General features: G+C 71.9%; 19 protein-coding genes and 1 pseudogene. 8 read left to right on the forward strand and 12 right to left on the reverse strand.

From position 1 onward, the window contains the following. Positions 1-150 precede the first annotated feature (150 nt). Positions 151-1059, reverse strand: coding sequence for a hypothetical protein (locus ACIF9R_RS25795; RefSeq protein ID WP_399984503.1), 909 nt, complete (start codon positions 1057-1059; stop codon positions 151-153). A 315-nt stretch (positions 1060-1374) separates the two neighbouring features. Between ACIF9R_RS25795 and ACIF9R_RS25800 the strand changes: the two genes are divergently transcribed. After that, a complete protein-coding gene (locus ACIF9R_RS25800; RefSeq protein ID WP_399984506.1) occupies positions 1375-2256 on the forward strand; it encodes an oxygenase MpaB family protein in 882 nt (293 codons plus the stop codon). Between the two features lie 18 nt (positions 2257-2274). Here the strand turns inward: ACIF9R_RS25800 and ACIF9R_RS25805 are convergent, their stop codons facing one another. Beyond that, entirely contained in the window at positions 2275-2874 is a 600-nt protein-coding gene (locus ACIF9R_RS25805) for a class I SAM-dependent methyltransferase (RefSeq protein ID WP_399984509.1), read from the reverse strand. Between the two features lie 148 nt (positions 2875-3022). After that, positions 3023-3451 carry a PPOX class F420-dependent oxidoreductase gene (locus tag ACIF9R_RS25810; RefSeq protein WP_399984512.1) on the reverse strand — a complete coding sequence of 143 codons (429 nt, stop codon included), beginning with the start codon at positions 3449-3451 and terminating at the stop codon, positions 3023-3025. Between the two features lie 119 nt (positions 3452-3570). Here ACIF9R_RS25810 and ACIF9R_RS25815 point away from each other — a divergent pair, with 119 nt between their 5' ends. Further along, positions 3571-3978, forward strand: coding sequence for a roadblock/LC7 domain-containing protein (locus ACIF9R_RS25815; RefSeq protein WP_399984514.1), 408 nt, complete (start codon positions 3571-3573; stop codon positions 3976-3978). Between the two features lie 232 nt (positions 3979-4210). Here the strand turns inward: ACIF9R_RS25815 and ACIF9R_RS25820 are convergent, their stop codons facing one another. Both ACIF9R_RS25820 and ACIF9R_RS25825 read right to left on the reverse strand, forming a co-directional pair. After that, positions 4211-5077 (reverse strand): acyl-CoA thioesterase, encoded by an 867-nt coding sequence (locus ACIF9R_RS25820; RefSeq protein WP_399984517.1) that lies wholly within the window; start codon positions 5075-5077, stop codon positions 4211-4213. Between the two features lie 19 nt (positions 5078-5096). Next, positions 5097-7610 carry a DEAD/DEAH box helicase gene (locus ACIF9R_RS25825; protein ID WP_399984520.1) on the reverse strand — a complete coding sequence of 838 codons (2514 nt, stop codon included), beginning with the start codon at positions 7608-7610 and terminating at the stop codon, positions 5097-5099. A gap of 145 nt (positions 7611-7755) precedes the next feature. Between ACIF9R_RS25825 and ACIF9R_RS25830 the strand changes: the two genes are divergently transcribed. After that, the gene (locus tag ACIF9R_RS25830) at positions 7756-8550 is read left to right on the forward strand and encodes a metal-dependent hydrolase (RefSeq protein WP_399984523.1); all 795 of its coding nucleotides are present in this window, start codon (positions 7756-7758) and stop codon (positions 8548-8550) included. 20 nt (positions 8551-8570) lie between these two features. Here ACIF9R_RS25830 and ACIF9R_RS25835 read toward each other — a convergent pair whose 3' ends face one another. The 5 genes from ACIF9R_RS25835 to ACIF9R_RS25855 all read right to left on the reverse strand — a co-directional run bounded on the left by ACIF9R_RS25835 (position 8571) and on the right by ACIF9R_RS25855 (position 14360). Beyond that, positions 8571-8825, reverse strand: coding sequence for a type B 50S ribosomal protein L31 (locus ACIF9R_RS25835; RefSeq protein WP_399984526.1), 255 nt, complete (start codon positions 8823-8825; stop codon positions 8571-8573). A gap of 51 nt (positions 8826-8876) precedes the next feature. Continuing rightward, positions 8877-9347 carry a DUF5709 domain-containing protein gene (locus ACIF9R_RS25840; RefSeq protein ID WP_399984529.1) on the reverse strand — a complete coding sequence of 157 codons (471 nt, stop codon included), beginning with the start codon at positions 9345-9347 and terminating at the stop codon, positions 8877-8879. A 696-nt stretch (positions 9348-10043) separates the two neighbouring features. Beyond that, positions 10044-11825, reverse strand: a complete 1782-nt coding sequence (locus ACIF9R_RS25845) for an ABC transporter ATP-binding protein (protein ID WP_399984532.1) — start codon at positions 11823-11825, stop codon at positions 10044-10046. Further along, positions 11822-13669, reverse strand: a complete 1848-nt coding sequence (locus tag ACIF9R_RS25850; protein ID WP_399984535.1) for an ABC transporter ATP-binding protein — start codon at positions 13667-13669, stop codon at positions 11822-11824. The genes ACIF9R_RS25845 and ACIF9R_RS25850 overlap by 4 nt, the downstream gene beginning before the upstream one ends. Before the next feature lie 226 nt (positions 13670-13895). Beyond that, complete coding sequence (locus ACIF9R_RS25855) at positions 13896-14360, reverse strand: MarR family winged helix-turn-helix transcriptional regulator (protein ID WP_399984538.1); 465 nt, start codon at positions 14358-14360, stop codon at positions 13896-13898. Between the two features lie 105 nt (positions 14361-14465). Between ACIF9R_RS25855 and ACIF9R_RS25860 the strand changes: the two genes are divergently transcribed. Together ACIF9R_RS25860 and mltG are read left to right on the forward strand one after the other, a co-directional pair. Then, the gene (locus tag ACIF9R_RS25860; protein ID WP_399984541.1) at positions 14466-16265 is read left to right on the forward strand and encodes an ABC transporter ATP-binding protein; all 1800 of its coding nucleotides are present in this window, start codon (positions 14466-14468) and stop codon (positions 16263-16265) included. Between the two features lie 43 nt (positions 16266-16308). Next, positions 16309-17154, forward strand: coding sequence for an endolytic transglycosylase MltG (gene mltG, locus ACIF9R_RS25865; RefSeq protein WP_399984543.1), 846 nt, complete (start codon positions 16309-16311; stop codon positions 17152-17154). Positions 17155-17172: 18 nt separating this feature from the next. Here mltG and ACIF9R_RS25870 read toward each other — a convergent pair whose 3' ends face one another. Next, positions 17173-18252, reverse strand: coding sequence for an NAD(P)-binding domain-containing protein (locus ACIF9R_RS25870; RefSeq protein WP_399984546.1), 1080 nt, complete (start codon positions 18250-18252; stop codon positions 17173-17175). Between the two features lie 80 nt (positions 18253-18332). On the opposite strand from ACIF9R_RS25870, the gene ACIF9R_RS25875 reads away from it, so the two are divergent. Together ACIF9R_RS25875 and ACIF9R_RS25880 are read left to right on the forward strand one after the other, a co-directional pair. Next, entirely contained in the window at positions 18333-18755 is a 423-nt protein-coding gene (locus ACIF9R_RS25875; RefSeq protein WP_399984548.1) for a YjbQ family protein, read from the forward strand. Between the two features lie 538 nt (positions 18756-19293). After that, positions 19294-20829, forward strand: coding sequence for a DUF1254 domain-containing protein (locus tag ACIF9R_RS25880; RefSeq protein ID WP_399984550.1), 1536 nt, complete (start codon positions 19294-19296; stop codon positions 20827-20829). 423 nt (positions 20830-21252) lie between these two features. Here the strand turns inward: ACIF9R_RS25880 and ACIF9R_RS25885 are convergent. Then, positions 21253-21530, reverse strand: a pseudogene (locus ACIF9R_RS25885) (transposase); the annotation flags it as partial. Between the two features lie 418 nt (positions 21531-21948). Between ACIF9R_RS25885 and ACIF9R_RS25890 the strand changes: the two are divergent. Beyond that, positions 21949-25248, forward strand: a complete 3300-nt coding sequence (locus ACIF9R_RS25890; RefSeq protein WP_399984553.1) for a DUF4132 domain-containing protein — start codon at positions 21949-21951, stop codon at positions 25246-25248. Positions 25249-25254: the final 6 nt, after the last annotated feature.

The raw sequence follows: 25254 nt of genomic DNA on the forward strand, positions 1-25254 counted from the left end.
GGCAAGCGGTCGATCGCGGAACTGCCCCGCGGTGGGCGTCCGACCTCGCCGTCGTCGCTGGGTCGGCGCCCCGCGGAACGGCGCCCGCGCCGGGGAACGCAGCCCACGCTAACGTCCGGCACCCGTCCCGCTGCCGCAGGCCGCGCCTGCTCAGAGGGGTCGTACGGCCATCTGGTCGAGCGCTTCGAGGAGGCCCGGCAGCTCCGCTCCCCGGCCCACCGGCAGGACCTCGCCGGGTTCGTCGTCGAGCAGCACGAAGGCGATGTCGTCCGTCCTGGCCACCAGTGACCAGCCGGGGCCGTCGGCGCGCAGCGTGCGCGCCCCGCCCGGAGCGAAGGCCGAGCGGACTCGGCCGAGCGGTGGCGGCGAGTCGACATAGGCGCGGGCCTCGGCCAGGACCCGCCGGATTCCGCTGTGGCCGCCCGACGGCGTGTCCCGGCCGTCGCCCGTCCCGTTCCGTTCGTCCTCCGCGTCGTCCTCCGCGTCGTCCTTCCGGCCGTCCTCCGCGGGGCCCTCGGGGCGTTCGGCCGCCTCCGCCGAGCTGCCCGTCGCGGCGAACGCCGAGTCGTCGACCTGTTCCCGCCAGGTCGCCCACTGGAGCGCGATCTCGTCGGCTCCCAGACGTCGCTGGGCCGGACCCCAGGCACCGGTGTCCGGCGGCGTCAGCAGGGGGGCGTCGGTGATGTCGGGGCCGGGATCGTGCGGCGCGGGCACGTTCGGCGCCGCGACGGCGACCGCGAGGGGCCAGCCGGGCAGCGCGGTGACGACCGTGCGCTCGTCGGGCGACAGATCGTGGTCCATGCCACAGTCCCAGGAGGCGATCGCGACGGCGACCAGCGAGACGTCGTCGACGACGACGGTCCACCGGGCGCCCTCGCCGTCCTGGCCGAGCACCAGACCGTACCCGTCCGCGACGGGCGGCAGGCCGAGCGCCGCGCACGCCTCCGGATAGTCGTCGCCCAGCACGCTCGGGTACTTCGCCGGCGTGAGCAGCGCCGCCGTCAGTACGTAGAGCGCGTCGTCCGCGGCGGCGACGGCTTCCTCGTCCGTCCCGGCCATCCCAGCCTCCCCATCGGTTCGTCCATCGGCGCGCACCATATGCCGACCCCGAGCCCCTTGTCACGACCCCGCAGCCGCGCCCGGAGCTGCAGCTTTCCGGTCGGACGGGGCGAATCGACCACGCGTGGGCGGGAGGCTCCGACGGCCGGAGACCTCAGCGGCGCCCGCGCGAGGGCCGCCGGGGCCTTCACTCCGCTCGCGATCCTCCGGGTCCTCCCCACATGCGGCCCACTTCCCCGGAAGTTCCCTCGCCGACCGCGCATGCCTCATCACCCACCGTAGAGTGGTCGCTCGCGGCGGGAGAAGGGTGGCACGGTGCGGCGCTTCGAACGGCTGGAACGCATCCGGCGGATGGACCCCTACCGGGAGGCCACGGAGATCTACCGGCTCAGCACGGCCTACGAGTTCCCCTGGGACCACACCCGGGCTCTGGAACTCGCCCTCTACCGCACCTACGCCGTCCCCCGGATCGGCCGGCTGCTCGCCGTGACGGGGGAACTCACCGACCGCTCCCAGAAGCGCTACGACGACACCGCGCTCCTCCTGGACGCCGTCGTGGAGCACGGATTCGGCAGCGAGCAGGGCAGGACCGCGATCCGCCGCATCAACCGGATGCACCACGCCTACGACATCCCCGACGACGACATGCGGTACGTGCTGTGCACGTTCGTGGTGATGCCCAGGCGGTGGATCGACGCCTACGGATGGCGCAGGCTGTCGCGGCACGAGATCGTCGCCAGTACGGTTCACTACCGGACCCTGGGCAGGCACATGGGGATCAAGGACATCCCCCGGACCTACGAGGAGTTCGAGCGCTGCCTGGACGCCTACGAGGCGGCCCACTTCGGCTGGGACGAGGGCGCCCGGCGGGTCTCGGACGCCACCCTTGACCTCATGGCCTCCTGGTACCCGCGCCCGCTCGCCCCCGTACTGCGCACGGCCACGCTCGCCCTGCTCGACGAACCCCTTCTGCGCGCCTTCCGCTACACCCCGCCGAGCGCGGCCACACGCGCATGGGTGCGCCGTGCGGTGCGGCTGCGGGGCCGCGCGGTCCGGCTGCTGCCGCCTCGCCGCGCACCGCACTTCGCCCGGCAGAACCGGGAGATCAAGAGCTACCCGGACGGCTACCGGACGGCGGACCTGGGCACCAGCCCCGTACCCGGCCTGCGGGGCTGTCCCGTACGGCATCCGGACTGACCGCCGGACGGCGGGTGTTCAGTCCGTGCGCGCGGCCAGCGCCAGGAAGCAGCTGTCCTCGTCGGTGTACGACGTCATGCGCCAGCCCGAACGCGTCAGCAGGGCACGCAGATTCGGTTCCGCGCGGAGGTCGTCCGGTGTGATCGTGCGGCCCTGACGGGCGGCGAGCGCCGCCCGGCCGACCGGATGGAACAGCGCCAGCACGCCGCCGGACCGCACCACCCGCGCGATCTCCCGGAGGTTCCCCGCAGGGTCGGGCAGATGCGCGATCAGCCCCGCCGCGAAGACGGCGTCCAGGGAGGAGGAACGCAGCGGCAGCGCGGCGACGTCGGTCAGCAGCAGCGTCCCGTCGCGGTCCCGCCCGGCCCGTGCCGCCGCCCGCAGCATGGCCGGGGTCAGATCGGCGCCGAGAACCACTCCCGTGGGTCCCACGGCCGCCCGCAGCGGAGGCAGCGCCCGCCCGGTGCCGCAGCCCGCGTCGAGTACCCGGTCGCCCTGCCGCAACCCGAGCCGGGCGACCGCGGCCGCGTACGCAGGGCCGTCGTCGGGGAAACGACGGTCCCAGTCGGCGGCACGCGCGGTGAAGAATTCCTGGACGTGTGTGTGGTCGTCGCTCATGCTCCGCATGATCCCCCACCGGGACGGGCGGATCCGGCTCGTCGAGTACGCCGGGCGGACGCACACCGCCCGGCTGCTCCACCCTTTGCGACGACAGCGGGAGCCCGCGTCGCCCCCGTGGGTCGGTCCGCGGCGCCGCCGCCGTGGGTCAGTCCGCGACGCCCGTCTCCGCCACGACCTTCTCGACGGTGACGTGGACGACGAGTTCGCCGGGCACGGCGTTGCGCTCCCCGAACTCCTCGGCACGATCCTCTCCCATGTATCGCCCGCCGATCCGGGTGGCCCAGTACCGGAGTTGCCCGGGGTCCTCCGACAGCCGTGCCCTTCCCCACAGCACCACGAAGCCGAACGGGGGCCGGTCGTCGTCCACGCAGAGGGCGACCCGCCCGTCACGTGCCAGGTTGCGTCCCTTGACGGTCCGCTCCCCGGTGTTGAACACGATGTCGTCCCCGTCGAGCAGGAACCAGATCGGCGCCACGTGCGGGCTGCCGTCGGCACGGACGGTGGACAGCTTGGCGGTGCGGGTTCCGTACGAGACGAACCGCCGCCACTCTTCCTCGGTCATCTTGTGTCCCATGGCTTCCATCCTCCTTGCCCGGCGCCCGGTCGTGGGGAAGGCTGGCGCGGGGACCCTCCCGACCGGAGGGGACGCCACACGGGGCAGACCACGGGCAACATCAGGGGGAGACACACGACATGGGGCAGAACCAGGGACTCGACTGGCTGCTGGACGACCTGACCCAACGCGTCAACCACGTGCGGCACGCACTGGTCCTGTCCAACGACGGGCTGGTGACGGGCGCGAGCACGGGGTTGCGCCGTGAGGACGCGGAGCACCTCGCCGCCGTGTCGTCCGGACTGCACAGCCTCGCCAAGGGCTCGGGACGGCACTTCGGCGCGGGCGGGGTGCGCCAGACGATGATCGAGTTCGACGACGCGGTGCTCTTCGTCACCGCCGCCGGCACCGGCAGCTGTCTGTGCGTGCTCAGCGGCGCCGAGGCCGACATCGGCCACATCGCCTACGAGATGACCCTGCTGGTCAACCGGGTCGGCGAGCACCTGGACGTGGACACCCGCGGACCGGAACCCGAATCCGGCATCTGACCTGGGGCTTCGCGTCCCCGTGCGGAGTTGTCCACAGGATCGCCACGGAAAGTGACGAAGCGGCTACGGTTCTTCCGGGCGGGCGCACCCGGCGCCGGCCGCGGACACTCCACGGGGGAGCCCAGCATGCCCGGACACCGGACCCTCACCCGAGCCACCGGCCCCGCCGTCGCACCGGCCCGCAGGACGCGCCGGGGCCTGCTCGCCCGCCGGCGCCGCGGAAAGCGGTGAGCTACAGCGGCCGGAACAAGCCCTCCTGCACGACGGACACCAGCATCCGGCCCTCGACGTCGTAGATCCGTCCACGGGCCAGACCCCGTCCGCCCGTGGCGATCGGCGACTCCTGGTCGTACAGGAACCACTCGTCCGCCCGGAACGGGCGGTGGAACCACATGGCGTGGTCCAGCGAGGCCATGTCGAAGCCCCTCGGCCCCCACAGCGGTTCCACCGGGATCCGTACCGCGTCCAGAAGGGTCATGTCACTCGCGTAGGTCAGGGCGCAGGTGTGCACCAGGGGGTCGTCGCCGAGCGGGCCGACCGCGCGCATCCACACCGCGCTGCGCGGCTCCGCGCCCTCGACCTCGGCGGGATCCCAGCGCAGCCGGTCGACATACCGGATGTCGAAGGGCTGCCGGCGCGCCATCCGCTCCAGCTGCTCCGGAAGCGCGCCCAGATGCTCACGGATCTCGTCCGACACCGTCGGCAGCGACTCCGGGTCCGGGACCTTGCGGGCCGGCGGCAGCTGGTGCTCGAAGCTCCCCTCTTCAGGCCGGTGAAAGGAGGCGGTCAGATTGAAGATCGTGCGACCCTGCTGCACCGCGGTGACCCGGCGCGTGGTGAACGAGCGGCCGTCCCGCACCCGTTCGACCTGGTACACGATCGGCACCCCTGGCCGGCCCGGACGCAGGAAGTACGCGTGCAGGGAATGCACCGGACGGTCGCCGTCGGTGGTGCGGCCGGCGGCGACCAGCGCCTGCCCGGCCACCTGCCCGCCGAACACCCGCTGCAACGACTCCTGCGGGCTGCGGCCACGGAAGATGTCGACCTCGATCTGCTCCAGGTCGAGCAGGGCGACGAGGCTCTCGGCCGGATTGTTCATGGGTGGGATGCTCCTGTGCTCACAACTGGCCGACGTCGGTGACACGGACGACGGCGCGGCCCTCCGCGTCGGAGGCGGTGAGGTCGACCTCGGCACTGATGCCCCAGTCATGGTCCCCGTTCGGGTCGTCGAAGATCTGCCGGACCCGCCACAGCCGGTTCTCCGGCTCCTCCTCGATCAGCAGCAGCCTCGGGCCGCGAGCGTCGGGGCCGGTGCCCAGCTCTTCGTACTCGTCCCAGTACTTGTCCATCGCCTCGCCCCAGGCACCGGCGTCCCAGCCCCCCTCCGCGTCCAGTTCGCCCAGCTCCCGCACCTGGTCGAGGGCGGCGAGTTCGACCCGGCGGAACAGGGCGTTGCGGACCAGGACCCGGAAGGCGCGCGCGTTGGCGGTGACGGGCTTGACCTGGTCGGCCTTCTCCTGCGCCTCCTCGGCGGTCATCTCCTGCGGATTGGCCAGCTGCTCCCACTCGTCCAGCAGGCTCGAGTCGACCTGGCGCACCATCTCGCCCAGCCAGGCGATCAGATCCTCCAGGTCCTCCGACTTCAGGTCGTCGGGAACGGTGTGCTCCAGCGCCTTGTACGCACCCGCGAGGTAGCGCAGCACGATGCCCTCGGTGCGGGCCAGTTCGTAGTGGGACACCAGCTCCGTGAAGGACATCGCCCGCTCGTACATGTCCCGGATCACGGACTTCGGCGACAGCGGATGGTCACCGACCCAGGGGTGGCTCTTGCGGTACGTGTTGTACGCGTGGAAGAGCAGCTCCTCCAGCGGCTTCGGGTAGGTGACGTCCTGGAGGCGCTCCATGCGCTCCTCGTACTCCACCCCGTCGGCCTTCATCGCGGCGACGGCCTCACCGCGCGCCTTGTTCTGCTGGGCGGCGAGGATCTGGCGCGGATCGTCCAGCGTGGACTCCACCACGGAGACCATGTCCAGTGCGTACGACGGCGACTCGGGATCCAGCAGCTCGAACGCGGCCAGCGCGAACGTGGACAGCGGCTGGTTCAGCGCGAAGTCCTGCTGCAGGTCCACGGTGAGCCGGACGATGCGGCCCTCGGCGTCCGGACGGTCCAGCTTCTCGACGATGCCGCCGTCCAGCAGCGAGCGGTAGATGGCGATCGCCCGCCGGATGTGCCGCAGCTGCTGCTTGCGCGGCTCGTGGTTGTCCTCCAGCAGCCGGCGCATCGCCTCGAAGGCGTTGCCGGGCCGGGCGATCACCGACAGCAGCATCGTGTGGGTGACCCGGAAGCGGGAGTTCAGCGGCTCCGGCTCCGAGCCGATGAGCTTGTCGAAGGTCTGCTCGCTCCAGGCGACGAACCCCTCGGGTGCCTTCTTGCGCACCACCTTGCGGCGCTTCTTCGGATCGTCGCCGGCCTTCGCCAGCGCCTTCTCGTTCTCGATCACATGCTCGGGGGCCTGCGCCACCACGAAGCCCTCGGTGTCGAAGCCCGCGCGTCCGGCACGGCCCGCGATCTGATGGAACTCACGGGCTCGCAGAGTGCGTACCCGATTGCCGTCGTACTTGGTCAGCGCCGTGAACAGCACTGTGCGGATGGGGACGTTGACCCCCACACCGAGTGTGTCCGTGCCACAGATGACCTTCAGCAGACCTGCCTGGGCGAGCTTCTCCACCAGCCGCCGGTACTTCGGCAGCATGCCGGCGTGGTGCACACCGATGCCGTGCCGGACGTAACGGGACAGGTTACGGCCGAACTTGGTGGTGAAGCGGAAGTTGCCGATGAGTTCGGCGATCCGCTCCTTCTCCTCGCGCGTGCACATGTTGATGCTCATCAGTGCCTGCGCCCGCTCCACCGCCTGCGCCTGGGTGAAGTGCACGATGTAGACCGGAGCCTGCCGGACCGTGAGCAGATCGGTGAGCGTCTCGGTGAGCGGTGTGTACCGGTACTCGTAGGACAGCGGAACGGGCCGGGTCGCCGAACGGACGACGGTGGTGGGGCGGCCCGTGCGGCGGGCGAGGTCCTGCTCGAAGAAGGAGACGTCGCCGAGAGTCGCCGACATCAGCACGAACTGCGCCTGGGGCAGCTCCAGCAGGGGGATCTGCCAGGCCCAGCCGCGGTCCGGCTCCGCGTAGAAGTGGAACTCGTCCATCACCACCTGGCCCACGTCGGCCTGCTTGCCGTCGCGCAGCGCGATCGACGCCAGCACCTCGGCGGTGCAGCAGATGACCGGGGCGTCGGCGTTGACGGACGCGTCGCCGGTGAGCATGCCGACGTTCTCCGTGCCGAAGATCTTGCACAGTTCGAAGAACTTCTCCGACACCAGCGCCTTGATGGGTGCGGTGTAGAAGGTCACCTCGTCGCGGGCCAGGGCGGCGAAGTGGGCCCCGGCCGCGATCATGCTCTTGCCGGAACCGGTGGGCGTCGACACGATCACGTTCGCGCCGGAGACCACCTCGATCAGCGCCTCCTCCTGGTGGGGATAGAGCGTGAGACCGCGTTCCCGGGCCCACGACTCGAAGGCTTCGTACAGGGCGTCGGGGTCGGCGGTCGGCGGCAGCTGATCGATGAGGGTCACGCCCCCATCTTGCCTGCCCGTCCACTCGATGCGGGAATCGGCTTCGGGCCCGAAGATCGCGAACGCTACGCTGTGTCGCCGGAGGGACGTCCACGCGACCGGTCAACGGGGCAGTGGCGAACGAGGAATGGGGCGGGGAACGACGATGATGGGACCAGCACACTCACTGTCGGGCGCCGCGGCCTGGCTCGGGGTCGGTGCGGCGACGGCCGCGGCCGGGCACCCGATGCCCTGGCCGGTGCTGCTGGCCGGCGCTCTGATCTGCGCCGGCGCCGCGCTCGCCCCGGATCTGGACCACAAGGCCGCCACCATCTCGCGAGCCTTCGGTCCCCTGTCCCGCTGGATGTGCGAGATCGTCGACAAGCTGTCGTACGCCGTCTACAAGGCCACCAGGAAACCGGGCGACCCACGCCGCACCGGCGGGCACCGCACCCTCACCCACACCTGGCTGTGGGCCGTTCTCATCGGCGGCGGCACCGCGGCCCTGGCGATCGCCGGTGGCCGCTGGGCGGTGCTGGCCATCCTCTTCGTGCACATGGTGCTCGCCATCGAGGGCCTGCTGTGGCGGGCGACCCGCGGGTCCAGCAGCGACGTCCTGGTATGGCTGCTGGCGGCGGCCAGCGCCTGGATCATCGCGGACATCCTGGACCAGCCCGGCAACGGCTCGGACTGGCTGTTCACCGCGCCCGGCCAGGAGTACCTGTGGCTGGGACTGCCGATCGTGCTGGGCGCGCTGGTGCACGACATCGGGGACGCGCTGACCGTCTCCGGCTGCCCGATCCTGTGGCCCATACCGGTGGGCCGCAAGCGCTGGTATCCGATAGGCCCGCCCAAGGCCATGCGCTTCCGCGCGGGCAGCTGGGTGGAACTGAAGGTGCTGATGCCCGCGTTCATGCTGCTGGGCGGAGTGGGCTGCGTGGCGGCGCTGAACGTGATCTGAGGGGCGTCCCCCACCTGGACTCAGCCGGTGCCCTCACCGCCGTATTGGCGCTCGAAGCGGGCCACACGGCCTTCCGCGTCCACGGTCCGCGCCTTGCCCGTGTAGAACGGGTGGCTCTCCGAGGAGATCTCCACGTCCACCACCGGGTAGGTCTCGCCGTCGTCCCACTCGATCGTCCGGTCGCTGGTCGCGGTGGACCGCGTGAGGAAGGCGTAACCGGCGGAACGGTCACGGAAGACGACCGGACGGTAGTCGGGCTGCTTGTCCTGCTGCATGAATGCTCCTCGGGCGGCTCGGGCCCGCACGGTGGCGGGGGAGGGACGGGGTCAGCCGGGCAGAGTGTCCTCGTCGACGACGTGCACGGCGGCCTCCTCGGCGGAGGCGGCGGCGCCGTCGATGCCGACGTCCAGGGCCACCAGGGCCTCCTCGTCGTCCTCGTGGGCCCCCTCGTCAGGGGCCACGAGCCGGCCGGAGCGCGTGGCGCCGACCTCGTTGTCCAGAAGTTCCCCGTCGGTTCCAGGTGAATCCCCGAGTCCGTCGCCGTCCCCGACGGTCGGATCCGGCAGCTCCTCGGCAAGCCGCTGGTCGAGCGTCTCCCCCTCATGGCGCTCGGCCGCTGTCACGCCGTAGTGCTCCACGGCCAGCGGCCGCTCGGGAGGCGACCACCCCCGGTCGAGAGGGTCGGCGACGCCGTCGTTCTCCAGCGTGTCCTCGGCGTCGAGCAGTCCGGCGTCGTCCTGAACCTCGGACGCGTCGGGCTGGTAGACATCGTCTCCCCAACCGTCGGCGCTGTTCACGGCTACCTCCAGGGCATGGGGACGGACCCGTTCCCGCCGCGGCCCGCGCCGGGTGGTCCGAACGGGGCACTGGCGCCGCCCGCTCCCGGTCCGCGGGATCCGGGCGTTCCCCGAGCCGGTGCCTGACTCCAGCCTTCCACCGGAGCTCCCCACCGCGCAACGGGACACCCTCTCGGGCATCGGACCGGGGCCGGGAGGGCTGCCCGCGCCCCTGCCGGGTGGTCGGCACGCGGGAGTGGTCCGTCGCGCACGGGAACGTCCCGAGGCACGTCGCTCGTCGGCCGACGCCAGGAAAGGAGCCGGTACCTTCCGCACTCGCGCGCGAAGACCCCTCCCGCCGGGTCGGAGCGCCGGCCCTCCCTTGCATCCCGGGGGAGAGCCGGGCCTCTGGTCAGTCGCCCCGCGCCGGTCCGCCCCGCCCTGCCCTGTGACACCTCGCACCGCCCCGTGCCGCGCATGCGTGCCTCAACCGCCCGCCGCGTCGGCACTCCACTCCGGCCCACGGGGACGCCCTTCCCACGGTCTTCCCGCGGTACGTGCCGGCGGGCATGCGCCTGACAGCACGTCCCGGGGCTGCCCCGAGGCCTTCCGCCCACCGCACCCGCGACGCCGCCGGCGAAGCCCGCTGGGCAGGCGCCGGGGGAAGGACGGGGTCGTCCCCACCGCGCCGCCCGGCCCGGCGGGCACCGCGCCGGGTCATCCGTGCCAGGACCGCCACAGGGCCGCGTACGCGCCGTTCGCCGCGACGAGTTCGTCGTGGCTGCCCAGTTCACTGATGCGGCCGTTCTCCACGACGGCGATGACGTCCGCGTCGTGGGCGGTGTGCAGCCGGTGGGCGATGGCGACCACCGTCCGGCCGTCCAGGACCCGGGCCAGGGAGCGCTCCAGGTGGCGTGCCGCGCGCGGGTCGAGCAGCGAGGTCGCCTCGTCCAGGACCAGGGTGTGCGGGTCGGCCAGCACCAGCCGGGCCAGCGCGATCTGCTGGGCCTGGGCCGGGGTGAGCGAGAACCCGCCCGAGCCGACCTCGGTGTCCAGACCGTCGTCGAGGGCGCCCGCCCAGCCGTCCGCGTCGACCGCCCCGAGCGCCGCCCACAACTCGGCGTCCTCGGCGTCTCTCCGGGCGAGCCGCAGATTGTCGCGCAGGGATCCCACGAACACGTGGTGCTCCTGGTTGACCAGGGCCACATGTGCCCGGACCCGTTCGGCGGTCATCCGCGACAGCTCGGCGTCACCCAGGGTGACCCGCCCATCCCGGGGCGCGTAGATCCCGGCGAGCAGCCGGCCCAGCGTGGACTTGCCCGCTCCCGAGGGGCCGACCAGCGCCAGCCTGGTCCCGGGTGCGACCTCCAGGGACACCTCGCGCAGGACGTCCACGCCCTCCTGGTAGCCGAACCGCACCCGGTCCGCGTGCACCCGGCGCCCCTCCGGGACCAGAGCGGCGTCCCCGGCCTCGGGCTCGATGTCCCGGACCCCGACCAGCCGGGCCAGCGACACCTGCGCCACCTGCAGCTCGTCGTACCACCGCAGGATGAGCCCCACGGGGTCCACGAGCATCTGCGCGATCAGCGCGCCCGTGGTCAGCTGACCGACGCCGATCCAGCCCTGCAGGACGAACACCCCGCCGATCATCAGCACCGAGCCCAGTACGGTCACATGGGTGATGTTGACGACGGGAAAGAGCACCGACCGCAGCCACAGCGTGTAGCGCTCCCAGGCCGTCCACTCCCTGACCCGCTGGTCGGTGAGCGCGATGCGACGCGTGCCGAGGCGGTGCGCCTCCACGGTCCGTCCCGCGTCCACGGTCTCGGCGAGCGCGGCGGCCACGGCGGCGTACCCCGCGGCCTCCGAGCGGTACGCGGCCGGCGCCCGCCGGAAGTACCAGCGGCAGCCGGCCACCAGCAGCGGCACGGCAACGAGGACGGCAGGTGCCAGCCCGGGCGCCGTGACGACCAGTCCGCCCAGCAGCAGCACCACCCACACCACGCCGATGACCAGCTGCGGCACGGCCTCGCGCATCGCGTTGCCCAGCCGGTCGATGTCGGTCGTGATCCGGGACAGCAGATCACCCGTACCGGCCCGCTCCAGCACGCCCGGCGGCAGTCCGACCGACCGCACCAGGAAGTCCTCGCGCAGATCTGCCAGCATCCGTTCACCGAGCATCGCCCCGCGCAGCCGGACCTGCCGGACGAACGCCGCCTGGACCGCGAGCGCGAGCACGAAAATCCCCGCGGTGAGCCCCACACGCAGCTCCCGCCCGGGGTCCGAGACCCCCTCCACCAGTCCGCCCAGCAGATACGGACCCACCATGGAGGCGACCACGGCGACCGTGTTCACGGTGATCAGCAGCAGGAAGGCCCGCCGGTGCCGGCGCAGCAGTTCCGCGACATAGGCGCGCACGGTGGCGGGCGCGCCCACGGGCAGGGTGGCGGCCGCGGTCGGGGCCGCCGGGTCGTAGGCCGGGGCAGCCACGCCGATCATGCCGTCTCCTCGATCTCTTCCAGTCGCCGCAGTACCCCGTCGTCGGGCAGTACTCCGTCGTCGGGCAGAAGCCCCTCGTCGCGACGGACCCGGGCCCCGGCCGGCGCGGCCTCGTCCTCGGTCTCGCGCGTCACCACGGCCCGGTACCGGGGTTCGCCGCGCACCAGTTCGCGATGGCCGCCGACCACCGCGACCGTGTCGCCGTGCAGGAACACCACCTGGTCGGCGCGGTCCAGCAGCAGCGGGGACGAGGTGAACACCACGGTGGTGCGCCCCGCCCGCAGGCCGCGCAGGCCCTGGGCGATCCGCGCCTCGGTGTGCGAGTCGACGGCCGAGGTCGGTTCGTCCAGGACCAGGACCTCCGGGTCCGTGACCAGGGACCGGGCCAGTGCGAGCCGCTGGCGCTGTCCGCCCGACAGGGACCGACCGCGCTCGGTGATCCGGGCGTCCATGGGGTCGTCGGAGCCGAGTGAGCCCTGCACCAGCGCCGCCAGCACGTCCCCGCACTGCGCGGCGTCCAGCGCCTCGCGCGGGCCGACCGCACCGGAGGCGGGCACGTCGAGCAGTTCGCGCAGCGTGCCGGACAGCAGCACCGGATCCTTGTCCTGCACGAGCACGGCCTCGCGGGCGGAGTCCAGGGGCAGTTCGTCCAGGGGTACGCCACCGAGCAGCACCGGGGTGCCCTGCTGCGAGGCGTGCCCGCCGAGCCGTTCGGCCAGCCGTCCCGCCGCGTCGGGATCCCCGCAGACCACGGCGGTGAGCCGGCCCGCGGGGGCGAGCAGCCCGGTCGCCGGGTCGTACAGGTCACCCGCCGGAGCCCCGGCGGCACGTGATCCCCCGGAGTCCGTGGCCCGTTCCAGCGACAGCACGTGCGCGGCCCGCCTGGCCGACGGGCGCGAGAAGGAGTACGCCATCGCGATCTCCTCGAAGTGCCGGATCGGATAGGTGAGCAGCATGACCGAGCTGTAGACGGTGACCAGTTCACCGACGGTGATCCGGCCCTCGCGGGCCAGACGGACGCCGTACCAGACGACCGTGATCAGCAGCAGACCCGGCAGCAGCACCTGGATCGCGGCGATCAGCGACCACATCCGGGCACTGCGTACGGCGGCGTGCCGTACCTCCTGGGAGGCGCGGCGGTAGCGGTCAAGGAAGAGGTCCTCGCCGCCGATGCCGCGCAGCACGCGCAGCCCGGCGACGGTGTCGGAGGCGAGTTCGGTGGCCCGCCCCGCCTTCTCCCGCTGGACGTCCGCCCGCCGTGTGGCGCGGGGCAGCAACGGCAGTACCGCGATCGCCAGCACGGGCAGTCCCACGGCGACGACGACCCCGAGTGCCGGCTGGTAGATCACCAGACCGGCGCAGACCAGCACGATCGTGACCGCCGCCGCGGTGAACCGCGACAGTGCCTCGACGAACCAGCCGATCTTCTCGACGTCACCGGTGGACACGGCCACCACCTCACCGGCGGCGACCCGGCGGGTCAGTGCTGATCCCAGCGTCGCGGCCTTGCGGCCGAGCAGCTGCTGCACCCGGGCGGCGGCGGTGATCCAGTTGGTGACGGCGGCCCGGTGCAGGAAGGTGTCGCCGACCGCGTTGCCGGCGCAGGCCAGCGCCATCAGACCCCCTGCCATCGCGAGCCGGCCGCCGGAGCGGTCGACCGCGGCCTGGACGGCGGCACCGACACAGAACGGCAGTGAGGCGACGGAGATGAAGTGCAACAGGCCCCAGGCCAGCGACCTGAGCTGTCCGGACAGCTGGTTGCGGAAGAGCCACCACAGGAATCGGGGACCCGAGCGCGCGTCGGGTGCACCCGGGTCGGGATACGGAAGGTCTTGGATCTGCATGACGTCCCAGCGGCTCGGATCAGGATGCGGCGGAAGGGGGGAGGGGTGACGGAGGGGTGGAACGGTGCCGTGAGGGGTCTCCCGGCACGCCCGCGCGCCGTCCGTGGACGGCGCGCAGCAAACCGTGACAGGTTGACGCCGTCAGGGACGGGGAGGCAAACGGTTTTCCGCGCCACCGCACAGAACCGGCGGCGGCCCGGCCGGCCGGGCCGTCACCCGACGGGCATCAGAGGGACGTCTCGCCGCACGGAGGGGCGGTCTTCCCGTCGATCAGGGTGTCCAGCAGCCGGCCCAGTGCCTCGCGCTGTTCCCCGTCGAGCGGGGCCAGGATCTCCTCCGCCGCGGACCGGCGTGCCACCCGCAGTTCCCGCAGTGCCGCGCGCCCGTCGTCGGTGAGCTCGATCCGGATCACGCGCCGGTTGGCCGGATCCGGCACCCGTCGCACCTTGCCGTTCGCCTCCAGCCCGTCGACCAGTGCGGTGACGGCCCGCGGGACCACCTCGAGCCGTTCGGCCAGATCGGTCATGCGCGGCGGTGAACCGTAGTGCGCGAGGGTGCGCAGCAGCCGGGACTGGGCAGGGGTGACTCCGAGTTCACGCCGCTCCAGATGCCGCTTCTGGATGCGGTGCACCCGGCGGGTGAGCCGAAGCAACTGCTCGGCCAGCAGGCCGTCGGGATCGGGGGCGGTCATGCGGGAACATTATCAGGATGACGTTCATTATGAATCCAGGTAACAATGAGCTGGGTTCCACCCGACCGGGGGCACGTCCTCCGGGCGTCCGTCCCGAAGGAGACCATGCACCCCGACCACGAAACCGGCTGGACCCCGCCGGCCGGTGCCGAGCGGCCCCGGCAGGTGCGGCGCATCCTGCGGCTCTTCCACCCCTACCGGGGCCGCCTGGCGATCGTCGGCCTGCTGGTCGGCGCCGCCTCGCTGGTCTCGGTCGCCACCCCATTCCTGCTGAAGGCGATCCTCGACGTCGCCCTCCCCGAAGGCCGCACCGGGCTGCTCAGCCTGCTCGCGCTGGGCATGATCCTCAGTGCGGTCCTCACCAGCGTCTTCGGCGTACTGCAGACCCTGATCTCGACGACCGTCGGCCAGCGCGTCATGCACGACCTGCGCACCGCCGTCTACGGGCGGCTCCAGCGCATGTCGCTCGCGTTCTTCACCCGCACCCGCACCGGTGAGGTCCAGTCCCGCATCGCCAACGACATCGGCGGTATGCAGGCCACCGTGACCTCCACGGCGACCTCCCTGGTCTCCAATCTCACCAGCGTGGTCGCCACCGTCGTCGCGATGCTCGCACTCGACTGGCGGCTGACCGTCGTGTCGCTGGTGCTGCTGCCGGTCTTCGTCTGGATCAGCCGCCGTGTCGGCAACGAACGCAAGAAGATCACCACCCAGCGCCAGAAGCAGATGGCGGTGATGGCCGCCACGGTCACCGAGTCCCTCTCGGTCAGTGGCATCCTGCTCGGTCGCACCATGGGCCGCTCCGACTCACTGACCCGCGCCTTCTCGGACGAGTCCGAGCGACTGGTCGACCTGGAGGTCCGGTCGAACATGGCCGGCCGCTGGCGGATGGCCGTCATCACGATCGTGATGGCCGCGATGCCGGCCGTCATCTACTGGACGGCCGGCATCGCCATGCGGACGGGCGGTCCTGAGGTCTCCATCGGCACGATCGTCGCCTTCGTCTCGCTCCAGCAGGGCCTGTTCCGGCCGGCCGTGAGCCTGCTGTCCACCGGGGTCCAGATCCAGACCTCGCTCGCGCTCTTCCAGCGCATCTTCGAGTATCTGGACCTCCCCGTGGACATCACCGAGCGCGAGGACCCGGTGCGTCTGGACCGGATCAAGGGCGAGGTCCGCTTCGAGAACGTCACCTTCGCCTACGACGACACGAGCGGGCCCGTGCTCGACGACATCGACATCACCGTCCCGCCGGGAGGCGCTCTCGCCGTCGTCGGCCCGACCGGCGCCGGCAAGTCCTCGCTCGGTCATCTGGTGCCGCGGCTGTACGACGTCACGGGCGGCCGGGTCACTCTCGACGGGGTCGACGTGCGCGACCTCGACTTCGACACGCTGGCCCGCGCGGTCGGTGTCGTCTCCCAGGAGACCTACCTCTTCCACGCCTCGATCGCGGACAACCTGCGGTTCGCCAAGCCCGACGCCACCGACGAGGAACTGCGTGCGGCGGCCGGGGCCGCCCAGATCCACGACCACATCGCCGCACTGCCCGAGGGGTACGACACGGTGGTCGGCGAGCGCGGTCACCGGTTCTCCGGAGGCGAGAAGCAGCGCCTGGCGATCGCCCGCACCATCCTGCGCGATCCGCCGGTCCTGGTGCTCGACGAGGCCACCAGCGCCCTGGACACCCGTACCGAGGCCGCCGTCCAGCAGGCCATCGACGCGCTGTCGGCCAACCGCACCACGATCACCATCGCCCACCGGCTGTCCACCGTTCGAGGCGCCGACCAGATCGTGGTCCTCGACTCCGGCCGGGCGGTCGAGCGCGGCACTCATGAAGAGCTGCTCGAGCGGGACGGGCGCTATGCGGCGCTGGTGCGCAGAGACGCCCGACTGGAGCCGACAAGATGAAGATATGCCGGGTTTATGACGATATGCGGGTTACCGTGCCCGCATGCAGACGAACACTCCGTCACGGAGCACGATCCGACTGACGCGCCGGGGCCGTCTCGCCCTCGCCGCGCTCGGGGCCGTCGTGGCCGGCACCGCCGTGGCGGTGCCGCTGCTGCTGATGAACGCCGACGACGAGCCCCGCCCCACGGCCCTGATCGTCCCTGAGGGCTGGCGGGCGAGCCAGGTGTACACCGCCATCGACAAGACCCTCGATCTGCCGCCGGGCTCGACGAAGAAGTCCCTCGCCAAGGCGGAGCTGAAGCTGCCGAACGAGGCCGAGGGCAATCCCGAGGGCTATCTCTTCCCGGCCACCTATCCGCTTCAGGACAAGCCGACCCCGCAGAAACTGCTGGCGCGGATGGTCGACACGGCCAACAAGAAGTTCAACGGGGCCCCGATCGCCGCCGGCGCGCAGCGCAACGCGATGAACGTCTATCAGGCGGTCACCGTCGCGAGCATCGTCCAGGCCGAGGCCGCCACCAAGGCCGACATGGGCAAGGTGGCCCGGGTGATCTTCAACCGGCTGGAGCGCGGAATGCCGCTCCAGATGGATTCGACCGTCACCTACGCCCTGAACCGCTCGACACCGCGCACGACGCAGGCCGACACCGAGATCGACAGCCCCTACAACTCCTACCAGCGCATGGGACTGCCGCCGACTCCCATCGACAACCCCGGCGAGGACGCCGTGCGCGCCGCCATCAGCCCGACTCCGGGTGACTGGCTCTACTTCGTGACGGTCAAGCCGGGCGACACCCGCTTCACCGCCGACTTCGCGGAGCACGAGCGCAATGTGGCGGAGTCCGACGCCGAGCGGAAGAAGGCGGACGAAGCGGCGAGGAAGTGAGCCGCGCGACCCCGCCCGTCACGCCGCGACCGGCTCCTCCCGTGCCAGCAGCCGCCTGATGTCCCGTACCGCCGCGCGTCCCGCCCGGTTGGCCCCGACGGTGCTCGCCGAGGGGCCGTAACCGACCAGGTGGACGCGCGGGTCGGCGGCCGCCCGCGTGCCCTCGATCCGGACCCCGCCTCCGGGCTCCCGCAGTCGCAGCGGCGCGAGATGATCGACGGCGGGCCGGAATCCGGTGGCCCACAGGATGACGTCGGCCGCCACCCGTCGCCCGTCGCCCCACTCCACACCGTCCGGCGTGATCCGCTCGAACATCGGCTGCCGGTCGAGCACGCCGTCCGCGATGCCCCGGCGGATCGCGTCGTTGAGCGGCAGCCCCGTCACGGAGACCACACTGCGCGGCGGCAGTCCCTGGCGCACCCGCTCCTCGACCAGAGCCACCGCCGCCCGCCCGGCCTCCGCGTCGAAGGGGCCCTCACGGAAGACCGGGGGCCGCCGGGTCACCCACGTCGTGGCCGCCGCGAACGGGGCGATCTCCAGCAGGTGCTGGGTGCCCGAGGCACCACCCCCCACCACGACCACCCGCTGCCCGGCGAACGCCTCCGGCCCCGGGTATCGCGCGGTGTGCAACTGCCGTCCCCAAAACGTCTCCTGACCCGGGTAGCGAGGCCAGAAGGGCCGGTCCCAGGTACCGGTGGCGTTGATCAGCGCCCGTGTCGTCCAGTCGCCGTCCGAGGTCTCCACCCGCAGCCGCCCGCCGGGCCCCTCACGTACCGCCCGCACGTCCACCGGTCGCCGTACCCGCAGGTCGAACGTCCGCTCGTAGCGGTCGAAGTACTCGCTGATCACCTCGGAGGAGGCCCGCGCCGGATCGGCGCCGACGAGTTCCATGCCGGGCAGCGCGTGCATCCCGTGCACCGTGCCGTACGTCAGTGAGGGCCACCTGGACTGCCAGGCGCCGCCGGGGCCGGGGGAGTGGTCCAGCACCACGAAGTCGCGGTCCGGCTCGAAGCCGGTCCGCCGCAGGTGATAGGCGCTCGACAGACCGGCCTGACCGGCGCCTGTGACGACCACCTCGACCTCGCGCACCGTGTTCACGGTTCCACCAACAGTGCCGAGGCCGCGGATCTTCCCGGGCCTTCGCGCGCGAAGCCCGCCGCGTCGGTCAGGATGGGGGGATGTCCGATGCCTTCACCACCCGAGTCCTGAACATCGCCACCGGCTCCGACGAGCGGGTCGTGGACCTCACCGGCGACTGCGCGGCCTTCCTGCGGGAGGCGGCGGCCGGCCGCGACGGCCTGCTGAACATCTTCGTGCCGCACGCCACGGCCGGGATCGCCGTCATCGAGACCGGCGCCGGCAGCGACGACGACCTCCTGTCCGCCCTGCACACCCTGCTGCCCGCGGACGACCGCTGGCAGCACCGGCACGGCACCCCCGGCCACGGCCGCGACCACGTCCTGCCCGCCTTCGTGCCGCCCCACGCGACGCTGCCGGTGGTGAACGGACAACTGGAGCTGGGCACCTGGCAGTCGGTGTGCCTGGTCGACACGAACAAGGACAACCCCCGCCGCCAGGTGCGGTTGTCGTTCCTCGCGTGACGAGGGTGCCGACTGCATGCGGTGACGATGAAGCCGCAGGCAGGGGTGCGCCGTGCCCGTCCTCTTCGTCCCAGGACGGCGTGTCGCTGGTGGATCTGGCGCTGGTGCGTGACCCGTCCGCGGTGGCCGTCGCCGCGGGCTCGTTCGCGTCGCGGGCGCGGCGAGCGGGGCGAATGGTCGGGCTGCACGCGGCTCGCGTCCGGGGTCGGCCCGCGCGCTCGTTGTCCCGGCACCCCCGGCACGTGACCCTCCGCCCGGATCGCCTTCACACCACGCGACCGACCCGTGAACACGCTGAGTGACGGATCGGGGCCGTCGTGACCTACGAGCCCCATTTGCCGGGGTGTGGAGGCGGTGATCTACTCGAAGAGTAGGTGCTTGTTCGAACACCGGCCCGGTAACCCCACGAAGCAGGGCGCAGAATGCCGCCGCGCGGCGGACCGGGAGGAGGCGGGACGCGTCGTCGACGGTCGCCGGTTTCCCCAGTTCGCGTGGTGGCTGCACGCTGTGCCGTTCAGCCTCAGGAGAGGACGCGGTGATGGCATCCTCAGCCAAAAGTAACCACCCCGGGCGAGGTCTGCGCCACGATCTCGCCGTGGCGGCAGCCGGCATCGGCCAAGTGGCGGCCGCAACCGGAAAGGCCACCGCGGCGGCCGTACGTCACCCGGGGGACACCATCGACCGTGCCAGGAAGGTGACGCGGGCCCTGCCCGTGGCATGGCACTCGGTGAAGCCGGCGCTGACCGGCCGGGTGGACGACTGGCGCCGCGAGTACGCGTACACGTTGGGGGAGCAGGCCTTCATCTACGGCTTCCCCTACATCTACAACGCAGAGCTCCGCCACCGGTGGGTGACCCAGAAGCCCGAGACGGAAACGACGCCCTACATGGCCGTCAACCACTTCTGGCATGCACGCAAACTCTGGGACGTCTCGGATCGGGAGGGCGTGTCACCCAACATCGACACGCTGTATTCCTGGGCATGGGTGGACCTGCGCGAGGAGCCCCTCATCCTCTCGCACCCGGACATGGACGCCCGCTACTTCACCTTCGAACTGGTCGCTTTCACCTCCGACAACTACGACTACGTGGGCATGCGGGCAACCGGATCGCAGGCCGGTGACTTCGCCCTCATCGGCCCGGGCTGGAGCGGGGACCTTCCGGAGGGCGTACGCCGCACGGCGCCCGCCCCCACCCCGTGGGTCCTGATAGTCGGGCGAACCCTCGTCGAGGGCGATGAGGACCTCCCGGCCGTCCACGCGCTGCAGCAGCAGTACCGGCTGACGCCGCTCCACCTGTTCGGCAAGGAGGACGCCACGGTCCCGGAACGCCGCGACGTACCGGTACCGGTCGACCCCGCCGAGGATCCGCTCGGTCCGTGGAAGACACTCAACGCGGCGCTGGCCGAGAACCCTCCGCCGAAGCACCACGATGTCCTGCTCCGGCAGTTCGCCGAGATCGGCATCGGCCCGGGGCTGGACGTCGAGGCACAGCCGGAGCCGGTGAAGGAGGGCCTGATCCGGGCCGCCGCCACCGCTTCGCCCATGCTCGAACAGCAGCTGTTCAGCGGCCAGTGGGCCGATCTGGTCAATGGCTGGCGCTACCCTCCCGGGGAGGTCGGGCATTACGGGGACGACTTTCTCAGGCGGGCCGCGGAGCAGTCCCTGGTAGGCATCGCCGTCAACGATCCCGAGGAAGCGTTCTATCTGACGGCCTTCACCGACGACGCCGGCGAGACGCTGACCACCGGCCGCTACGAGCTGCGCTTCGACGCGGGGACGCTGCCCCCGGTCGACGCGTTCTGGTCGCTGACCGCCTACGACGAGGACCGAAACCTGATCCCGAATCCGATCGACCGGTACTCCGTCGGAGACCGCACCGGAGGGTTGGGCACAGACGATGACGGGGCTTTGACCCTCTATCTGCAGCCGGACTCGCCAGGGCCGGAGCGGGAGGCCAACTGGCTGCCCACGCCGCAGCAGGGCATCTGGTTCGTCGCGCTGCGCATGTACCTCCCGCGCCCCGAGGTCATCGACGCGCGATGGCAATGCCCGCCCATCCACCGCGTCGGTTGACGGAAGGCGGCCCAATGGCCCGGAGGTTCCGCACCACCTCCACGTGTCGGCGCGGAATGAGGGACTCACGTGGCTGATCACCGGGTGCCGGAAGTTCTTGGTACCCAACGACTTCTCCCCTGCCTCGTGTGACGACGGGTGACCCCCAGGACCTGGCACAGCCGCTTGACGCCGAAGTCGGCGCGGTGGTCGGAGCTGAAGTCCCGGCGGCGGGTCCTCACTTCGCCTCCCTGGCGAAACAGGCGGGATGGCGTCCCGCCGGGTGGTGTAGCCGATCAACGGACCGGACTCGCAGGTCACGCCGGGTACGTCGACCGGCTGGGGCACTCCCGGCGCCTGACCGGGCCACTTCACGTGCCGCGCCGACGTGGAGATCATCGCGAGCCGGGTACCGGAGGGCGAAGCGCCTGATCGCTTACACCACCTCGCGGGACGCGACCACAGGCGGCCGCCCGGCGCAGGATCCTGGCCTTCTCGGCCCGCAGCCGGGCCGACTCATCGGCCTGACTTTCCGGGCCGCTCCCGTCCCGGACGCCCGACACGTTCGCCCCGGTGTCCTTGCGGACCCATGTGCGCAGTGCCTCCCCGGTGATCCCGAGCTCGGCGGCCACGGCCGCGTACGTGCGCTTGCCGCCGCCCGCGCGATACAGCGCGACGGCGTCCCTTCGGAACTCCTCCGGGTACGGAGACTGGCGTCCCACGAGGTGCCGCACGCCCTTACGTGAACTTCCGACCGCTCCGGCCCCGGCCCCGTCCCCTGGCCGGCGGGCTTCATCCTCGCCGATGAAGGCACATCGGCGGCCCACCTGTCGTCGGCCCGTGGACGTGCCTCGTACAGCCGTGCCGGAGCCCCGTTGGCCTTCCAGTCGCACAGCACCTCGCCGGTGCAGCGATCGGTGCAGGAGGCGATCTGCGGGAAAACGGCGCCCCGTACACCTGACGCAGGTCGAAAGCGCGAGCAGCACAAGAAAGTTGATCGTGAGGGCCAGGGGAGCCTGCGATGCGGATGTGCCGCCGCCAGGCGTGCACGGGCCCGACCGTTGTCAGTGCCGAGGTCTAACGTGATCGACAACTGCTCATGAGGTCCCCGTGCAACGGGTGACGGGGAGGAACAGCGCCATGCACCAGGAACGTGCCGACGAGGACCGGTTCGAGATGCCGGCCACCTGGCTGCGGGCCCTGCCCGCGCTCCGGGCCGCCGCGAAGCCGGCCGAGGACGCGGTGCAGAAGGCCGCTGGCCGCTACGCGCAGGAGGCGGCCTGGTTCGAGGAGATGTTCTCCTCCTCCGGCAGCGACCCGGAGCTGGTGAAGGAGGGCCGGGCCCACCGGGAGGGCAGTCCCTCTCCGCTCGGAGCCGCCGTGCAGATCGCCGTCGGCTGGCACTACGCGATGGTGGACGTGCTCGTCGACGCCTGCGTGAGCGAACACGGCCTGCCGTTCGCCGCTCGTGCCGTCGTGGAGCTGGGATGCGTCAACCCCCATTACATGCAGGCAGGTTCCCGACGGTACGATGCGGCGCTGCGGAGGACGACCGGTTACCAGACCTACTACGTGCGGGAGACCGCCGCCCGTATCCGGGACCTGCTCGCGGGGGTCGACGAGGAGACCCGACGGCGGGCCGTCGAGGCCCTCGCCGGCCTCCGGGACAGCGCCGAGCGCCGCATCGTGGTCTCCTACCTGGTGCCCGAGGAGCATGCCTGGGTCGACGAGTGCTGCGACGGCCCGATACCGAACGACCCCGTCCTGCGGCGCATGCTCCTCCTCTCTCTGTACCGGCCGGAGCAGATCGCCCGCATCGGCGAAGGAGCACGACTCGGCTGGAACGGCTGGAACCTCCCACTGCTCGCCACCCTCGCGAACCGGCTCGGTCCCGACGTCGGGTCCCTGCTGGAGGACGCGTTCGACGGAGCCTACGGATCCGACGGACACCGGGACGTCGCGGGCTGGGCCGCCGAACTGCCCACCGACGACTCCTTCCGCCTGCTGCTGAAGAAGGGCGGCGACCGCAATGTCCGCCCCGCCCTGCTCAACGCCATGAACCGCTACCCCCGGCGGGCCCTGCGGCTGCTCTCCGCCGCCGCGGCGGGCGACAGCGAACAGGCGTCCCTCTCCCGGATGCTGCTGCCCCTGCACGTGGTGACCCACCCGGAGCTCACGAAGGAGACGTTGCCCGCCCTGCCCGAGGCGTCCGCAGCCGTCGTCGCCCCGCTGCTGAAGCGAGGCGAACGGGACACGGAGGCGCCTGCTGAGACGCTCCCCGCCCTGCTGGCCGCCCCGCCGTGGACCCGGAAACGCACCAGCCGCAAGGCCCGTGTGGCCCGCGACGTCCCCGGGGCGCCGCAGGCCGAGATGGCCTGGAAGCCCGGGGAGCAGGAGGCCTGGGCGGCCACCGCCGTCGCCGAAACCCCCTGGTGGCGTGAGCACGACTGGTCCCGCGAGATCCGGCAGATGCAGCAGGGGACGTGGCGGGGCGACATCCGAGCCGCCCGCCTCTTCGTCACCGGCCCCGAGGACGTCGTACGCCCCCTGCTCGACGCCTTCGCACCCGCGCACGTCTGGGACACCGAGAGCTACCTCAGGCCCGTCGCCGCCCGCCACGGCCTGCACGCCCTGCCGACGCTGAGCCGGCTCGCCGCCCGCTACCCGGCCACCGCCTGCGGCCTGCTGCTGCCCTACCGCAGCGTCGAGGTGGCCCGGCAGATGGCCGAGTGGCTGGTGCGCCGCCAGTCGCTGAGGCCCACGGTTCTTGCCTGGCTCCGCCGCCACGGCCGGGCCGCGGCCGCCTTCCTCGTTCCCGACGCCGTCGGCCCGGCGGGCATGCCCCGCACCCACGCCGAACACGCCCTGCGGCAACTCGCCGCGGAGGTGGGCGCCGAGGCCGTGCGGGAGATCGCCGCCGGCTGCGGCGCCGAGGCCGAGGAGATCGTCGCCGACCTCCTCGCCGGCGATCCGCTGGAGGCCGCCCTCCCGGCGAGGATGCCGTCCCCCTGCACCTGGGCCGACCCCGCCCTGTTCCCGCAGATCCGGCTCACCGGCGGCCGCGGCGCCCTGCCCGCCGACGCCGTCCGCCACGTGACGACCATGCTGCAGATCGCCAAACCCGGTGACGTCTACCCCGGCCTCGCCACCGTCACCGAGCACTGCGACGCCGGCTCCCTCGCCGAGTTCGCCTGGGCCCTCTTCGAGACGTGGCGGTTCCACGGCATGCCGGCCAAGGACAGCTGGGCCCTCCACGCCCTCGGCTTCCTCGGCGACGACGAGACCGTCCGCCGTCTCACTCCCCTCGTGCGTGCCTGGCCCGGTGAGAACGCCCATCACCGGGCCGTCGAGGGCCTCACCGTCCTCGCTGCGATCGGCACCGACACCGCCCTGCGCCATCTGCACGGCATCTCCCAGCGTGTGCCGTTCAAGGCACTCAAGAAGCGAGCCCGGGAGAAGATCGACGAGGTCGCCGAAGGACTCGGCCTCACCACCGACCAGCTCGCCGACCGGCTGGTCCCCGACCTCGGCCTCGCCGACGACGGCAGCACCGTCATCGACTACGGCCCGCGCCGCTTCACCGTCACCTTCGACGAACAGCTCCGCCCCTGTGTCCGCGACGAGACCGGCAAGCTCCGCAAGGCCCTGCCGGCCCCGGGTGTCAAGGACGACCCGGAACTCGCCCCCGCCGAGCGCAAGCGGTTCGCCGCCCTCAAGAAGGAGGTCCGAACCATTGCCTCCGACCAACTGCGCCGTCTGGAGGCCGCCATGGTCACCGGCCGCTCCTGGACCGCCGCCGAGTTCCGCGAACTGCTCGTCGAACACCCCCTTCTGCGCCACTTGGCGCGCCGCCTGGTCTGGCTCGGCGACGGCGACGGCATGGTGACCGCGTTCCGTGTCGCCGAGGACCTCACCCTCGCCGATGTCCACGACGACGCATGGACCCTTCCCGCCGACGCCACCGTGCGCCTCGCCCACCCCCTCCATCTGGGAGACGAACTCGAGGCCTGGGCCGACCTCTTCGCCGACTACGAGATCCTCCAGCCCTTCCCGCAGCTCGGGCGCCCCGTGCACGCCTTCACCGACGCGGAGGCCACCGGCCACCGGCTGACCCGCTTCGAGGGCGTCACCGTCCCCGTCGGCAAACTCCTCGGCCTCACCAAGCGCGGCTGGGAACGCGGCACGCCCGAGGACAACGGCGTGGAACGCTGGTTCTCCCGCCCGATCGCCCGCGACCGCCACCTCGTCATCGCCCTCGACGACGGCATCGCCGTCGGCATGGTCGACGTGTTTCCCGATCAGACCCTCGAGACCATATGGATCGACACCGCCCCCGGTGACTACTGGCGCAACCACACGTACCCGCACCGCCTCGGCGAGATCGACCCCGTCATCGCCTCCGAGATCCTCGCCGACCTGACCGACATCACCGCCAAGTGAGCCCCG

The organism is Streptomyces sp. NPDC086080, from assembly GCF_044540255.1.
In the GTDB taxonomy this organism is placed as follows: Bacteria; Actinomycetota; Actinomycetes; order Streptomycetales; family Streptomycetaceae; genus Streptomyces.